Source organism: Halobellus sp. MBLA0158, from assembly GCF_041477585.1.
Classification (GTDB): domain Archaea; phylum Halobacteriota; class Halobacteria; order Halobacteriales; family Haloferacaceae; genus Haloquadratum; species Haloquadratum rubicundus.
The window spans coordinates 1,463,696-1,478,669 of the sequence record NZ_JBGNYA010000001.1 but is presented as its reverse complement, the minus strand read 5'-3'; the positions used below and the strand labels follow the sequence as shown (position 1 = coordinate 1,478,669).

At 70.0% G+C, this 14,974-nt stretch carries 15 protein-coding genes; 7 read left to right on the top strand and 8 right to left on the bottom strand.

Annotated features, from left to right (window positions below):
- Positions 1 to 21: 21 nt before the first annotated feature.
- On the bottom strand, positions 22 to 765 hold the full coding sequence (locus OS889_RS07695) for a GNAT family N-acetyltransferase (protein ID WP_372388715.1): 744 nt from the start codon (positions 763 to 765) through the stop codon (positions 22 to 24).
- A gap of 96 nt (positions 766 to 861) precedes the next feature.
- Here OS889_RS07695 and OS889_RS07690 point away from each other — a divergent pair, with 96 nt between their 5' ends.
- Both OS889_RS07690 and OS889_RS07685 read left to right on the top strand, forming a co-directional pair.
- Positions 862 to 1,476: a class I SAM-dependent methyltransferase gene (locus tag OS889_RS07690; RefSeq protein ID WP_372388713.1), complete on the top strand. Its 615-nt coding sequence runs from the start codon at positions 862 to 864 to the stop codon at positions 1,474 to 1,476.
- 21 nt (positions 1,477 to 1,497) lie between these two features.
- The gene (locus tag OS889_RS07685; protein ID WP_372388712.1) at positions 1,498 to 1,926 is read left to right on the top strand and encodes a DUF3054 domain-containing protein; all 429 of its coding nucleotides are present in this window, start codon (positions 1,498 to 1,500) and stop codon (positions 1,924 to 1,926) included.
- A 136-nt stretch (positions 1,927 to 2,062) separates the two neighbouring features.
- Here OS889_RS07685 and OS889_RS07680 read toward each other — a convergent pair whose 3' ends face one another.
- On the bottom strand, positions 2,063 to 3,337 hold the full coding sequence (locus OS889_RS07680; protein WP_372391584.1) for an MFS transporter: 1,275 nt from the start codon (positions 3,335 to 3,337) through the stop codon (positions 2,063 to 2,065).
- Between the two features lie 332 nt (positions 3,338 to 3,669).
- On the opposite strand from OS889_RS07680, the gene OS889_RS07675 reads away from it, so the two are divergent.
- Complete coding sequence (locus tag OS889_RS07675; RefSeq protein ID WP_372388710.1) at positions 3,670 to 3,912, top strand: DUF8015 family protein; 243 nt, start codon at positions 3,670 to 3,672, stop codon at positions 3,910 to 3,912.
- 119 nt (positions 3,913 to 4,031) lie between these two features.
- On the top strand, positions 4,032 to 5,030 hold the full coding sequence (locus OS889_RS07670) for an ornithine cyclodeaminase family protein (RefSeq protein WP_372388708.1): 999 nt from the start codon (positions 4,032 to 4,034) through the stop codon (positions 5,028 to 5,030).
- 3 nt (positions 5,031 to 5,033) lie between these two features.
- On the opposite strand, the gene OS889_RS07665 is transcribed toward OS889_RS07670, so the two are convergent.
- The 5 genes from OS889_RS07665 to OS889_RS07645 all read right to left on the bottom strand — a co-directional run bounded on the left by OS889_RS07665 (position 5,034) and on the right by OS889_RS07645 (position 10,381).
- Complete coding sequence (locus OS889_RS07665; RefSeq protein ID WP_372388706.1) at positions 5,034 to 6,101, bottom strand: mRNA surveillance protein pelota; 1,068 nt, start codon at positions 6,099 to 6,101, stop codon at positions 5,034 to 5,036.
- 34 nt (positions 6,102 to 6,135) lie between these two features.
- Positions 6,136 to 6,669 (bottom strand): hypothetical protein, encoded by a 534-nt coding sequence (locus OS889_RS07660; RefSeq protein ID WP_372388705.1) that lies wholly within the window; start codon positions 6,667 to 6,669, stop codon positions 6,136 to 6,138.
- 131 nt (positions 6,670 to 6,800) lie between these two features.
- Entirely contained in the window at positions 6,801 to 7,556 is a 756-nt protein-coding gene (locus OS889_RS07655; protein ID WP_372388704.1) for a DUF4013 domain-containing protein, read from the bottom strand.
- 144 nt (positions 7,557 to 7,700) lie between these two features.
- A complete protein-coding gene (rqcH, locus tag OS889_RS07650) occupies positions 7,701 to 9,809 on the bottom strand; it encodes a ribosome rescue protein RqcH (protein ID WP_372388702.1) in 2,109 nt (702 codons plus the stop codon).
- A gap of 101 nt (positions 9,810 to 9,910) precedes the next feature.
- Positions 9,911 to 10,381, bottom strand: a complete 471-nt coding sequence (locus OS889_RS07645; RefSeq protein WP_372388700.1) for a hypothetical protein — start codon at positions 10,379 to 10,381, stop codon at positions 9,911 to 9,913.
- 84 nt (positions 10,382 to 10,465) lie between these two features.
- Between OS889_RS07645 and OS889_RS07640 the strand changes: the two genes are divergently transcribed.
- The 3 genes from OS889_RS07640 to OS889_RS07630 are packed head-to-tail and all read left to right on the top strand — an operon-like array spanning position 10,466 to position 12,935.
- Positions 10,466 to 11,056, top strand: a complete 591-nt coding sequence (locus tag OS889_RS07640) for a DUF8114 family protein (protein WP_372388698.1) — start codon at positions 10,466 to 10,468, stop codon at positions 11,054 to 11,056.
- A gap of 2 nt (positions 11,057 to 11,058) precedes the next feature.
- Entirely contained in the window at positions 11,059 to 11,901 is an 843-nt protein-coding gene (locus tag OS889_RS07635; RefSeq protein WP_372388697.1) for an RNA methyltransferase, read from the top strand.
- A 20-nt stretch (positions 11,902 to 11,921) separates the two neighbouring features.
- Positions 11,922 to 12,935 carry a M48 family metallopeptidase gene (locus OS889_RS07630; protein WP_372388695.1) on the top strand — a complete coding sequence of 338 codons (1,014 nt, stop codon included), beginning with the start codon at positions 11,922 to 11,924 and terminating at the stop codon, positions 12,933 to 12,935.
- A gap of 17 nt (positions 12,936 to 12,952) precedes the next feature.
- On the opposite strand, the gene OS889_RS07625 is transcribed toward OS889_RS07630, so the two are convergent.
- Positions 12,953 to 14,932 (bottom strand): methyl-accepting chemotaxis protein, encoded by a 1,980-nt coding sequence (locus OS889_RS07625; protein WP_372388693.1) that lies wholly within the window; start codon positions 14,930 to 14,932, stop codon positions 12,953 to 12,955.
- Positions 14,933 to 14,974 lie beyond the last annotated feature (42 nt).

The window sequence follows — 14,974 nt, the reverse complement described above, 5'->3', positions numbered from 1 at the left end:
CGGTGTCGGTGCCGCGGAGAGTTAACCGTCCGGGTCGACGTCGGCCGGCGGGTCGCTCGGGTCGGCCTCCGTCGACGGCCGCTCGACGGCGTCCACCGTCGGGTCGGCGAGATCGGCGAGGATCGCGGGAGGATCCGCACCCTCTCGCGCGGCCAGGAACGACGCTTCCGGATCCGCGGAGTCGCGGGCGCGGAAGCGGTCTAGACCGGCGCGGTATCGGTCCCCGGAGCGATCGCGCCCAGCCGCCGCGGCGGGGTCGGCGGGCCGTTCGAGGACGAGTTCGGCGACGCCGGTCTCGCGGCCGGTCCAGGCGAAGCCCGCCTTGTACATCGCCTCGTACGCGAAGGGGTTGTTGACGGCGATCCGGAGGCGGTCGTACCCGCGGTCGGCCGCCCGCGGCGCGACGAACGCGGCGAGGCGCGGGCCCAGGCCGTTTCCCTTCGCGTCGTCGCGGACGGTGACGTACCGGTACCAGAGCGTCGCGTCCTCGGTCCGGTCCGCGTTGAACGCCAGCGCGGCCGCGACTCCCACGTCGAAGTCCGCGTCGGCGCCGGCGGTCGCATCGTCGGCGACCGTGTCGGCAGCGGCCGTGTCGCCGGCAGTCGAATCGTCGTCGATCATATCGTCAGCCGCCGATTCCTCCGCCTCCCGGACGACCGCCTTCCCGGTGTTCGACATCACGAACTTCCCGGCGTAGGCGAAGCGCCGGTAGTCGAGTCTGAGCTGTGGCCCCTCCGGCGGCCAGCCCAGGACGGCGAATTCCATCGATCGAAGTGGGACGCCGACCGGCAAGAGTCCGGCGGTGTGAGAGCGATGCCGGCCCGCCGACAGGCCCTTTTCGGCCCCGAACGTACTCGGAGTATGCCCCGATTCGGCTCCGGCGACGTCCGCTTTTTCGACCGCGTGGCGCGCCTCTACGACGCCGCGATGCCCCGGGCGCGCGTCGGTCCGTTCGCGGACGCGTTCGCCTTCGCGGACCGGCCGATCGAGCGCGTCCTCGACCTGGCCGGCGGCACCGGACGGGCCTCGCGGGGGCTGGCCGCGCTCGGGGTCGACGCCGTCGTCGTCGACGCCTCGGCGGGGATGCTCGCCCGCGCCCGCGACGCCGGGCACCCGACCGTCTGCGCCGACGTGACGCGCCTGCCGGTCCGGACCGACGCGGTCGACGCCGCCGTCGTCGTCGACGCGCTCCACCACGTCCCCGACCCGGACGCGGCGCTGGAAGCGGCCGCTCGCGTCGTCCGGCCCGGCGGCGTGCTCGTGGTGCAGGAGTTCCACCCGCGCGGCCTCCGCGGGCGCGCGCTCGTCGCGGCCGAGCGCGCCGTCGGCTTCGACTCGACGTTCTGGAGGCCCGCGGAGCTCTGCGAGCGCCTCGCGGCGGCCGGCTTCGAGCCTCGGATCGCCCGCGAGGGATTCGACTACGTGGTCGTCGGCCGCGTCCCGGAGCGATCGAGCGGATTCCGAGAGAGCCATTAGGGAGCGTTCGAATCCACCGGTATGGCACCATCGGCTTCGCAGGAGTCGTTCCTCGCGCGACGCATCGACGCCGCCGCGGCCCCCCTCGCCGCGGTCGACGTCCTGGCGCTCTCGGCGGTGTTGACGATCGGCGTGATCAACCACAACGGCGTCGAGTACCTCTCTGCGGACCCCGTCGGCTGGGTTCTGACGCTCGTTCCCTTCCTCGTCGGCTGGGGCGTCGCGGGGCCGCTCGTCGGGGCGTACTCCGCCGGCGCGGCGGAATCGGCAAAGGCCGCGATCCCGCTCGCCGTCCGGGCGTGGGTGCCGGGGGCGATCGTCGGCTTCGCGCTCCGGGCCTCGCCGCTCTTCTCGGGCGGCTTCCAGCCCATCTTCGGCGTCGTCGTCCTGCTCTTCGGCGGCGCGGCGCTCGTCGCCGGGCGCTGGCTCTTCTTCAAGCTCTTCGGATAGTCCGGTAGCGCGGTCGCGATCGCGATCCAGACGCGTCGGCCGACGCAGGTGACTCATAGTGATTACTCTCACTGTTTCCCGTCGAATGCCGTCACCGGGGGTGGCGTTCGGCGGTAAGAGACGAGAGTAATCTCTATCAGAGATACCGGGCGAGCGCGATCCCGACGCCCGAGGCGACGGCCGCGAACCCGGCCAGGACGGCGAACAGCACCGGCGGCGTCGCGTAGGTCAGGATCCCGCCCGCGATGGCCCCGCCGAGCGCGCCGACGCCGAACACGCCGAGGTAGGTGTAGCCGTAGGAGAGCCCGCGCGTCCCTGGCGGCGAGTACTCCGCGACGGTGGCCTGATACAGGGGTTGGACGAGAAAGAGCGCGGCGCCCAGCACCGCCCCGATGATCAGGAGGGGAGCGAGCCCCGCGCTCGCGGCCGGGAGGAAGACGACCGCGAGGACCGCGAGCAGGCCGAAGCCGCCGACGAGCCCGTACTCGACCGGGATCCGGTCTGTCAGTTTCCCCCCGACGTACTGCCCGAAGACGCCGACGATCAGGAGCCCCGAGTAGAAGTACCGCTCGGGGTTGAGCGTCCGCGTCGCGTCGGGGTCGACGCCGAGCGCGTCGGTCACCGCGGGCGGGAGGAGCGTGGTGATCGGGACCGGCTCGAACGCCGGGAACGATTCGAGCAGGTTCGGCAGGAACGTCAGGACGCCGCGGTAGTAGAGCCCCGAGCACATCACGACCACGAAGACGAGCGCGAACGCCCCGGCGAAGAGCCGCCGCGACTCGGAGGCGAACTCCGCCAGCGAATCGACGCTGTCGGTCCGCGAGTCGCCGCCGTCGCCGCGAGGCGCTCCCTCGTTCGCGTCGTCGGGGTCGACGGCCGCGGTCTCGTCGAACTGCGCCCGGAGCGCGTACGCGCCGGCCGCCAGCGCCGGCACCGCGAGCACGACGGCCACGACCGTCCAGTCGACGAAGAGGAGGAGGATCGCGGTGAGGAGCGGGCCGAGGCCCGTCCCGACGTTCCCCGCGATGCCGTGGTACGCGAAGCCGGTGCCGCGCTCGCGGACGCCCTTGGAGATGAGCGTCAGCCCGGCGGGGTGATAGACGCTGGCGGCCGCGCCCCACAGCAGGAGCGCGAGCGTGACGACGAGCAGATTCGGCGAGACGCCGAGGAGGAGGAACGAGCCGGCCATCCCGAACAGACACAGCGTGATGAGCCGCGCGGAGCCGACGCGGTCGACGAGGACGCCGCCGGGGAGCGCGCCGACGCCGAAGAGCCCGTAGCCCGCGGTCACGACGAGCCCGAGCGTGGCGGCGGTCACCTCGACCTCGACCACGCCGAGCGGGAGGACGTCGAACTCGGCGAGCCAGATGGAGACGAAGATCGGGATCGAGAGCTCGTAGGTGTGGACCATCCCGTGGGCCAGGCTCACAAGCGCGACGATCGACCGGTCGTTCCCGTTCACGTCCACCGTTCGACGGGGTGATCAGTTCAACGCTCCGATGTCTCCCGCGGGGCACGCTCGCGCGCGCCGGCCTGTGCGAATCGCCGGCTCTGCCGCAGTGGTCGACGGATTCCGATCGCTCGGCACTCTGACTCCGATTTCGTCGAAGTTCTATGCCTGAGAGCCTCTAACACGAATTTCGTTTCATAAGTTATAGAAATCCATCGGAGAGCCAATTACGAATTCACCCGTTATTGATGGGAAAGAATTATATTCCCTACACTCGTAGTATACAGTGTATTATGACAGGGTACTACGACTACGTTCTCGGCCTCATCCCGCTCGCGCTGTTCGGTCTCACTGGTGGGCTCGTCCAGACGAGCCTCACGCTCACGCAGGCGGTCCCGATCGCCGCGGCGGTCGCCGCCGGGATCATCGGCCACGCGATGTTCGTCCGCTCGCCGGTGAGCCGCGGGCCCCGCTCGGGCCTCACCGGAACGGAGTCGACCCAGAGCCAGAACATCGGCGTCCAGAACGCCGACTGAAATCGGCCCCTGTCGCGGGCGTCTTTTCGGTCAGTTCCGTCTCGATTCTGCTCTCGGCCCGGTAGTCGGCCGGTGACGCCTTCCCCAGGTTCTTATCGCTGCCCCCCGAACCGGCGGGTATGACCGAGACGGTGTTTCTGAACAGTGCCGAGGTCGACGGGCTCGCGACGCCCGCGGAGTTCGTCGACGCCGTCCGCGAGGCCTACCGACAGCGGGGCGAGGGCGCGCCCGCGGAGCCCCGGACGAAGCTCACGAACGCCGAGCCGCCGGGTTTTTTCACCGCCTACGCCGCCGTGCTCCCCGAGACGGGCGCGATGGGCGGCTATATGTACTCCGCGGGCTTCGGCGCCGAGGACGCGTGGTTCATGACGCCGCTGTTCGACGCCGAGTCCGGCGAGCCGCTCGCGCTCGTCGACGGCGCGAGTATGAACCCCTACAAGACCGGCGCAGCCGGCGCGGTCGCGGCCGACGAACTCGCTCGCGCGGACGCGACCTCGGCGGCGATCATCGGCAGCGGCCCGCAGGCGAAGGGCCAGCTCCGCGCGCTCGCGACCGTCCGCGATCTCGAAACCGTGTGGGTGTACTCGCCGACCAAGGAGCACCGCGAGTCGTTCGCGGGCGAGATGGACCGCCGGCTGGACGCCAGCGTCGCGGCCGTCGCGTCCGCCGCCGCGGCCATCGAGGACGCCGACGTCGTCGTGACCGCGACGAACGCCGACGAGCCGGTGTTCGACGGCGACGCGCTCGAACCCGGGACGCACGTCACGGCGATGGGCCAGTACAACCCCGAGAAGCGCGAACTCGACGACGCGACGATCGAGCGCGCGACGTACGTCCCCGACCTCCGCGAGCGGGCCTTCCAGGACGCGGGCTCGTTCCTCCACGCCCTCGATGCGGGCGTCGTCGACGAGGACCACATCCACGCCGAACTGGGCGAGGTCGTCGCCGGCGAGGCCCCCGGCCGCGAGGACGCCGAGGAGATCACCGTCTTCGACAGCGGCGGGACGGGCATCGAGACGGTCGCCGGAGCGTACCTGCTCTACGAGAAGGCCCGAGAGGAGGACCTGGGCACGACGATCGACGTCTCGCCTGGCAGCGAGGCGCTCACCGGCGAGTGAGGCTCACTGGAGTCGATATCTGAGAAGCGCCGCGATCCCGCCGAGGTTCTTCAGCTGGCGGCCGGGGTCGAACTCCCCGGAGAAGACCGTGACCTCGCCGCCCTGGCGCTCGACCGACTGAATGACGTCGTTGACGTCGACGTCCCAGTCGCCCTCGCCCTGGCGCTCCTGTCGCAGGCGGTCGTCGACGACGAGCAGCTCTTCGACAGCGCCGAACTCCGCGGCTTCTGCGACCTCGTCGATCCCGTAGGCGACCTTCTCGCCCGTCGCGATGCCCTCCGTCAGCTCGTCGATCAGTTCGGCCTCCTTCGAGATCCTGGTCTGGGTCTGTACCTCGTCGACGGCGCCGCGCTTGAGCACCTCGTGGACCCCGCGGTCGCCGACGCCGGCGGTGTCGACCATCGTGATCAGGTCGGCGGTTTCGGGGTGACTTTCCGCGATGTGGTCGCGGGCGTCCTGCTTCGTGAAGCCCGGGCCCGCGAGGATGATCGCGTCGACGTCCATCCGCGCGAGCGCGTCGCCGAGTTCGGCGAACAGTTCGGACCGCGGCCGGGCGTACTCGCCCTTTCCGGTGGGGGCGGTGAACGAGAATCGCTCTTCGGTCCCGTACTGCGCGACCGTGTGGATGTGCGCCTCGCCCTCTTCCACGGTGGCGATGGCGACGTCGGCGTTCTCGGCGGCCTCCTCGGCGGCCTCGATCCGCTCGACCTGATCGGGCTTGAAGTGCTTCTCGATGGTGAGCTCGTCGTGCTCCTCGACGTTGATCGTGTGGTGGTGGCCGAGCTGGTCCTCGCGCGAGCAGTCGACGATCTCGCCGCCGACCCGCAGGCGGTTCGCGAAGCGCGCGAACTCGACGTCCGCGACCTCGATCGTCACGAAGAGGTGCTCGCGCTGGCCGCCGGTGTCGCGGAGGTTCTCGTCGTCGCGCTGGATCCGGCGGGTGGTGTCGCCGGAGACGAGGTCCCCCGTTTCGAGGACGTGCGAGAGGTGCCAGAGGTCGTCGACGTTCTCGGGGACCACCGTCATCCGCTCGCGGCCCTCCTCGCCGCGGCCGCGACTGGAGATTCGCATATCGGGACTGGAGCGTCGGGGAAGAAAGGTCCTGTTATCCGTCCGTGCGCCGCCAGGCGAGCGCCAGCGCCGCGAGGTTGCCGACGGCGAGGACGCCGCCCAGGAGGTACGAGCCGTACGTCACGCCCAGCCGGCGGAAGACGAAGAACACGGCGGCGAGGACGACCACGAGCCCGACGACCTGGACCAGCCCGCTCGCCAGCTCCGCCCGGTGTTCCGCCGACAGCGACGGCGGCGAGAGCGTGCGATCGACCGCGTCGCCAGAGCCGTCCGCGCCGCCCGAGTCGTCGTCGCGTCGGCCGCGATCCGAAGCGGCTGAGTCGCCCGCGACGGCGGCGTCTCTGACCCGGTCCCAGAGGTAGAGCGAGAGCCCGTTCCCGCTCATCAGACAGGCCGACGCCACGCCGCCGAAGCCGACCGCGGGCGAGTCCGTCACGGCGAAGCCGACGACGCCCACGAGGAGAAAGGCGAGGCTGCCGACGCCATGGCCGGTGGCGCCCTGGAGGTACGACACCGCGGAGACGCGGGTGACCTCGTCGGCGAGGCCGCGCCGGGACGTAGGGGACATTGCCTCACGGGCGGGCTGGAGTTGCCGCTCTGTGTGTGATCGTGTCTCATTAGCAATAAAGTCACGCCCGAGAGCATAGAGTGCGTCTCAGGGGCGTACGCGCCGATCGGCGCGGTGGTCGGAGCTGTCGCTCAGACCGCCGGCCGCTCGTCGGCCGCGTCGCCGCCGTCGCGCACCTCGACCGGGTGGATCTCGCCCCAGGCGGTCCCGATCAGGTAGTACGCGGCGACCGCGGCGTAGAAGCCGAGGAAGCCCCCGGCGAGGAAGCCGACCGGCGGGATCGCGTTGAGCGCGCCCGCGACGAGGCCGGCCGCGAGGACGATCGCGAAGCCCGAGAGCCACGCGGTGGCGTACGTCCCCGAGGTCAGCACGGGGCGGAGTTCGCCGACCGAGAACGCCCGGCTCAGGTCGTCGTGCTCGGCGATCGTCGCGATCGCGGCGGGCACGATATAGGCGGCCAGGAGCGTCAGCACGAGCGCGAGCACGCCCCCGACGAGGATCACGAGGAGGCCGATCCCGAGGCCGAGGCCGCTCTGCGGCCCGACGGCCCCCGGACCGGACATCCCCGCGGTCGAGCCGCCGACCACGACGAACGAGAGGACGCCGCCGCCGATCACGACCGCGGAGACGACGGCGGGCACGAGGCCGTAGACGACCACGACCGCGAAGGCCCGGAGGCCGTCGCCGAGGAGGTCGCCCCACTCGTCGAACGCGGGCGGGTGCTCGTTTCCGCGCATCGTCTCGCGGACGACGCGGACGAGGTAGCCGAGGACGAGGATCGCGGGGATCACGAGCGCGCCGAGCAGGCTGAGGACCCCGCCGATGAGGACCGTGGTGAGCCACGAGTCCTCGTCGTTGCGGAGGTACTGCAGGGATTGTTGAATCATTGTATCACCGAGCGAGGGAGACGGACGGAGCCGGATGGTCGCTCGGGAGAGATACGCCGACCACGGAGATAAAGCCGCACTGACGCGTGCTGGCCGGTCGCACGGGGCGAGTGAATCACAGGAGGGAGCCGGAGAGATCTGGCCTCAGTCTTCGACGATCTCGCTCCCGCCGGGCGGGAGGAACTCCTGGATCCTGTCTGCGGTCGCCACCTTCCGGAGGAACGACTGGTCGGCGAAGCGCTCCTTGAATTTTCGGTAGAGCATCTTCGCGGCGTCGTTCTGGGCGTAGCGACCCGGCTGGAGCCGGACGGAGGTCTCCACGCGGTCTTCGATCGCCGACGGCGGCCCGCCGAGCACGCGCGTCTCGCCCTCGCACTGGATCCCGACCGCGACCTCGGCCTCGACGTCGCGGAAGTACGTCCGGTCGCCGCGGATGACGAACGAGCCCTTCTCGATGTACTCGCCGGACTCGGGCGTCTTCGAGACCTGATCGGGCGTCACCATGTACGCCTCGCCGGCGTACCGCCCCTCCTTCCAGATCGAGGAGTACGAGACCGCGAACTGGGCGGCTTCCTCCTTCGTCCGCTCGGGGAAGTCGACGGCCTCGGACGGCTCGGAGGGACCGGTCGCCTTCACGATCGTCACGGGCCCGCCGTGGGCCTGCGTGTGGAAGAAGAGGTCGTGCTGATCGAGATACTTCGTGACGATCTCCTCGTTTTGGTCGGCGTTGCGGCCGCCAATCACGAGGAAGCCGTCGGAGGTGCGGAACCACCGGAAGCGCTCGTACCAGTGATCCGACTGCCGGATCGGAATCGACTCCATCGACAGCCAGTCGCGCTCCTCGCGCTCGTCGGGCTCTTCGTCGTCCGTCTCTTCTGCGTCGTCTTCCTCCCACTCCTCGCGGCGGCGCTTGACCGCGGCCAGTTCCTCGCGGGTGTCCTCGATGGCGGCCAGCGCGCCCTCCTTCTTCTCTTCGATGCGCTTTGCCTCCGTGTAGAGGCGGTCGGCGTTCTTCTCGACGCCGGTGTCGACCTCGACTGCGACCTCGGTGTCGTCGAGTTCGATCGTGACCGTCCCCTCGGCGCCGTCGACGTCGACGACGGCCTCGGCTTCGGGGATGCCCCGCTCGGCGCCCTGGGCGAGGGTCTCGCGGATCTCGTCCCAGCCGACGCCCTCCTCGCGCGCGTCGCGGACGGTCGAGAGCACCTCGTCGACCAGGTCGTAGTTCGCATACAGCAGTTCGGCGCGGCGGCGCTCGGCCTCGGCCTGCGCCTCGAAGTCCTCGATCGCGCCCTGCTGTTGGTCGATGATTCGCTGTTTCTTCTCGATCTCGGCCTCGAAGTCCGGGCGCTGTCTCCCCGTGTCCTCGGGCTCGTCGTCTTCGAGCTCCAGGCGGTAGAAGTACCGGTCGAGCGCGTCGTTGAAGCTGTCGTAGGCCTCGCTGTCGAGGCCCTCTCGCTCGCGCTCTTCGAGCGGGAACGGCGTCACGTCGACGACCGCGCCGTCGTCGAGGTAGACCCGCGGGTCGAAGTCGCCGGCGCGGAGCCGCGTGCGCAGTTCCTCGATGGCGTGGTGGATCGCGCGGTACTCCTCGTCGCCGGCCTCCTCGATCGGCGTCGTCTTCTCGACGCCCGCCCGGGTACAGAGCTCCTCGGCGTAGAGGCCGCCGAGGTTCAGCTGCGTCGCGAGCGTCCGCACCACGTCGGTGTCGGAGTCGTCCATATTCCGCTTGAACGCCTCGTAGCCGACCGTCAGCGGATTCAAGCGGGACGCCGGGAATTCGTACTGAGAGCCGGGCGCGACCGTTCGCGACTTCAGGCGGACGGTCTCTAGGCTCTGGACGACCTCGCCGGACTCGTCGAGGACGGCGACGTTGCCCTGGCCGAACAGCTCGACGACGATCCGGGTGTTCTCGTCGTCGCGCTCGAAGTCCAAGACGAGGATGCGGTCGAACTCGAACTGCTCGGCGCCCGCGAAGTCGGCGCCCGACAGGCGGTTCCGCAGCATCATCGCGAAGTTCGGCGGGCGGCCGGGCGCGTCGGGGACGCGTTCGGGGTCGGCGACGTGGGCGCGCTTCACCTCGCCGACTTCGAGAAGCAGTTCCACGCGCCCGCGGTCGAAGTCGCGCATCCGAAAGCGGAGCAGGTCGTCGCCGTAGCGGTAGGCCTTGTCGACTTTCGCCCCCTCGTACCGGTTCAGTTCGGTGACGAGGGCGGCCAGATCGACGCTCGTGAGCTCCCGCTTCGGATCCATACCCCTCCGTTCTCGCGGGGGAAGGAAAAGGCGCACGTTCCGGGGTCCGCGGCGCGCCGGGAGGGAAACCGCGGCCGACGGGACGGACGGCGACCCGCGGCCTACGCGACCTGCTCGACCAGCCGCCGACCGCCCGCACCGACGACGAAGCCGGCCGTTCCGACGACGACCGAGAGCGTCACGCCGATCGCCAGCGCGTTCAGCATCGTCGCGCTCGGATACGTGAGATCGAAGAGCCCGAGCGGGAGGTAGAAGCCGAAGCTCGGGCCGCCGGCGAGCGCGAGACAGACGAAGAGCCCGTCGTTGCGGTACGCGCCGACCGCGGCGGCGACGAAGGCGACGCCGACCAAGAGGGGGAGCAACAGCCCGAACGGAAACGAGAGGCCGCCGACGAGACGCGGCGGCAGGTGGACGACGAAGGTGACGACGAAGAGGACGCCGGCGACCGCCGACAGGCGGACCGCCGTCGCGGGGTCGGGACCGAGGAGGAGCCGCTCGGCCCGCGGCGACAGCGGGAGCGCGTCGGGGTACGGCGACGGCGTCTCGGCGGCGGCCGGGTCGTCGGCGGGCATACTCGGGCCTTCGCCGCCGCGCGTCTTGATTGTTCGCCATACGAGACACGCCGCTTTTATTCGCCGGCGCGCAACCGACTCGTAATGGCCAAAGTCAGTATCGGGCTCCGCGGGTGGCGCTTCGACGAGCGCGAGGTGTTCACCGACGAGGGGGAGTTCCGCCCGCTCGACGAGGTACCCGACGACACGCGGCGGCGACTCATTCGGCTGACGTACCTCCAGAGCAAGCCCTGCGACGCGTGCTACCTGGTCCACGGAGAGGCGGAGAAAAAGCGAGCGAACCAGGCGGAGATCGTCTACGGCGAGCCGATGGAGGAGGTCCTCCTCTGTGCGGAGCACGAGGCCGACTTCCTCTATTGGTTCCGCGAGGCGGGCGGCAGCGACGCCGCCGGCACAGAGACGTTCCGCGACGAGTTCCACGAGTGGTTCGCGGCGGGCAACCGCGCGCCGGAGGGCTACGGCGGGCTCGAACACGTCGAGACCGACCCCGGCGGCCTGCCGACGCCGCCAGAGCCCGAGGAGCTCAACCGTCGGCTCAACGAGCAGTACGAGGGCGAGCGCAAGCGGATCAATCTGGAGACCGGAGAGATCACGACCGTCGACGAAGGCGACGACGAGGACGACCTCCCGTCGCTGGACGAGGCGGACCTCTCCCGCGAGTACCCCACGAAGTGACGATGGCGCCGCGCAGTCGCGACCCCGTCGTCGTCGTGGTCGACCCGAAGACGCCCGGGAACGTCGGCACCATCGCCCGCGCGATGAAGAACTTCGGGCTCTCGGAGCTGAAGCTCGTGAATCCACCAGATCTAGACGAGGACGGCGAGGCGTACGGCTTCGCCGGCCACGCCCGCGAGGACGTCCTCCCCAACGCCGAGGAGGTGACCTTCGAGGCGGTCGTCTCCGAGTACCACACCATCGGCACGACGGCGATCACGAACGAGGACAGCAGAAAGCACACGCGGTTCCCGTTCAAGACGCCCGTGGAGGTCAGAGAGAGCCTCGAAACCGTCGACACGAGGACCGCGCTCGTGTTCGGCCGCGAGGGGACCGGCCTCGACAACGCGGAGCTGAAGCAGTTGGACGAGGTGTGTTCGATCCCCGCGAGCGCGGAGTACCCCGTCTTGAACCTCGGTCAGGCGGCGACGATCCTGCTGTACGAGTTCCGCTCGCTGACCGTCGAGGAGACGCAGCTCCCCGACGTCGAGCGCGAGCGCGCCGACGAGGCGGAGATCGACCGCTTCTACGACTTCTTCGAGGAGTTCCACCGCGCGATCGAGAACCGCGAGCACAAGCGCGAGAAGACGCGCGTGATGATGCGGCGGCTCCTCGGCCGGGCGCATCCGACAGAGCGGGAGATCACCACGCTCACGGGCATCTTCCGGCGCGCGAACGAACTGCTGGGGGACCGCTCGTTCGGTGACCACACCGGCGAGGAGGCCGCGGAGTCGTCGGCAGAGTCGAACTCGCAATCGCAATCTCAGTCCCAATCCCAATCGACTCCGGAATCGACGCCCGACTGACCCTCCCCACCGCCGCACGGATGTCACGCCCGCCCTCACGCTCCCGTCCCCGCCCCGACGACCGCGGCCGCGACCGCCGGGGAAGTCGGCTGTGGCCGGTGCTCGTCGGCCTCGTCGCGCTCGCCTTTTACGGCGCGCTGGCCGGGCTGAGCCTGCTCGTCCTCGCGGCGCTGTGGCAGGTCCGGCTCGATCCCGTCGCGGCCGGCCTCGGCCTCGCCGTCGGGACGCTGCTGGCGGTGTACGTCTCGGTCCGGCTGGGGACGCGCCGGCTCCTCTCGCACCTCGACGCGCGGGAGGTCCCCGAGTCCCGCCTCCCCGGCGTGTACGCCCTGCTCGACGACCTCTCGGCGTCGATGTCGGTCGAGCGCCCCCGGCTGTTGGTGGCGCGCCTGGAGGTTCCGAACGCGTTCGCGCTCGAAACGCCCGGGCGCAAGACGGTCGTCGTCGACGCGGCGCTCCTGCGACTGCTCGACCGCGACGAGCTGCGGGCGCTCTTCGCCCACGAGCTCGCGCACCTGGAGCGCCGCGACGGGCTGGTCGGGACGTTCGCGCTCGCGGTCTCCCAGCTCGTCGTCGTCGGGCTCGAACTCCTGCTCTCGCCGGCGGTGTTCCTCCTGACCGGGGCGGCGCTGTGTCTCGCGTGGGCGCGGCGCGATCCCGGCGCGTGGGCGGAGACGCTGCCGGGGCGGCTCAGGCGGCGCGTCGAGTCCGGCGTCGCGCTCGTCGGCATGGCGGCGACGCTGCTGCTCCGGGCGTACGCGCGGCGGCGGGAGTTCGGCGCCGACGCCCGCGCCGCCGAGGTGACGGGCCGTCCGCTCGCGCTCGCTCGGGCGCTGGGAAAGCTCGATCGGGCGTCGTCGCCGACGTTCGGATCCCGCTCGCTGCTGTGGACGCACGGCGAGGTCGAGTCCGAAGAGGAGCGGCGGCTCAGGGAGTACTTCTCGACGCATCCGCCGATCGAAGACCGGATCGCGCGGCTCCGTGCGATGGCCGAGTGGTCCGAAAACGGGAGCGTTCGGGTGCCGATCGAGTGACGGGAGTTGCAGGGCCGCTATTCGGCGTCGAACTCGAACCCGGACTCGGATCCGGAGTTGGGGCGAGCCTCCGAATCGGGGGATTCGAGCCGGCCGCCGTCGTTCAGCGCGAGGTTCCGCCCGGAGCCGGAGCCGTCCTCCGGACCCGGCGTCGGGACCTGCGTCTTCGTGGCGCTGACCTCGAACCGGGCGAGGAGCGACTGTAGCTGCTCGGCCTGGTCGGTGAGCGCTTCGACGTTCGAGCTCACCTGCGAGATCGACGCCGCCTGCTGTTCGGCCGCCGCGGAGACGCCCTCGGCCTCGTCGGCGGTGTTCCGGCTGATGTCTGCGACCTCTTCGACCACCGAGACCGACTGCTCGGCGCTCTTGGCCTGGTCGTCGGTGGCGTCGCTGATCTCCTGGATGCCGCTGTCGGTCTCGTCGGTGTTCTCGGAGACCTGCGTGAACGCGTCGAGGACGTCCTGGACGGCCTCGACGCCCTCTTCCATGTGTTCCTCGGCGGTCCGCGCCTCCTCGACCGTCCGGGCGGTCTGGGCCTGGGTCTCCTCGATGAGTTCCTCGATCTCGGTCGCGGACTCCTGCGTCTCCTCGGCCAGCTGTTTGACCTCGTCGGCGACGACGGCGAATCCGTCGCCGTCGCCGTTCCCGGTCGAACTGACGCGGGCCGCCTCGATGTTGGCGTTCAGCGCGAGGAGGTTCGTCTGCTCTGCGATGTCGCTTATGAGCTCGACGATCTCGCCGATCTCGGTCATCTGGTCTTCGAGGTGCTCGACGTTGTCGCGGGTCGAGCCGATCGCGCTCTTGGCTTCCTGGGCGTCGTCGATGGCGCCGCGGGCGGTGTCTTCGCCCGCGTCGGCGATCTGGGCCGTCTCGTGGGAGGTCTTCGCGACGGTTTCGGCCGAGGAGGCGACCTCCTCGACCGCCGCCGAGAGGTCTGTCATCTCGTCGTAGACGTCTTCGAGCATCTCGCGCTGTTCGTTGGTGCCGCGGGAGATCTCCTGGACGGCCTCGCTCACCTCCTCGCTGGCCTGCTTGACCTCGCCGGCGCCCGCGTTGGCCTCCTCGCTCGCGGCGGTGACCTCCTGGGCGAACGCCTGGATGTTCTGCACCGCGGACTCCATCTCGTCCATCATCCCGTTGAAGTCCTCGGCGATCTGGGCCATCGCCTCGCTGTCTGCGTCGCTGTCGAGTCGGACGCCGAGGTCGCCGTCGGCCGCGCGGGTCATCTTGGCGCTGAAGTCGTCGGCCTTCCGTTCGAGGTGGTCGTTCATCTCCTCGACCTCGCGCTGCCGGGCCTCGGCCTCGGCCTTCAGTTCCTCCGCCTCTTCGGTCTCAGCGAGTTGGTTCCGCGCCTCTTCGCGGGAGCGCTCGATCGAGACCCAGTTCGTCATCAGCGCCGAGGCGAGCATCAGCACGAACGCGGCGTGGATCCCCGCCCACACGAACGGACGGGTCGCGCCCGCGTTGTGGTTGTACACCATCTCCGGCATGTAGAATCCGAAGACCGCGTGCTGGAGCGCGACGAAGACGATGCCGACGAGGAACGGCGCCCAGTCCTCGTAGACGGCGACGATCCCCATCACCACGAAGAAGTGGAAGTGCGCCTCGATGTACCCCCCCGAGAAGTACACCAACACCGCCGAGGACATCACCAGTCCGACGGTCGCGAGCGACGTGCGGATCCGTCGGCTGAACCGCGGCCACACCGCCAACAGCCCGATCGCGGCGACGATGCCGACGCGCGAGACGAGCATCGTCGTCGGGATCTCCGGGATCTGGGCGCCCGAGAACGGCTCGGTCCCCTCATAGAGACCGAGCGCGATCAGAAACGGAATGTGCGCGAAGAGCGCCAGTACGATGTTTCGGTGCCGCGCCCGCCAGGTGTCGTCGGGGATCGTATCCCCGCTCGGAATGTACCTGACGAACTCGCGGAGTTTGTCCCCCCAATTGTCGGTCCCGAAGCGCCCTCCCCGAGATCCGACCGTGCTCTCTGCCATACCACCTACCCCGTAAACCACGGTAAAAACCCTTAGCCACCA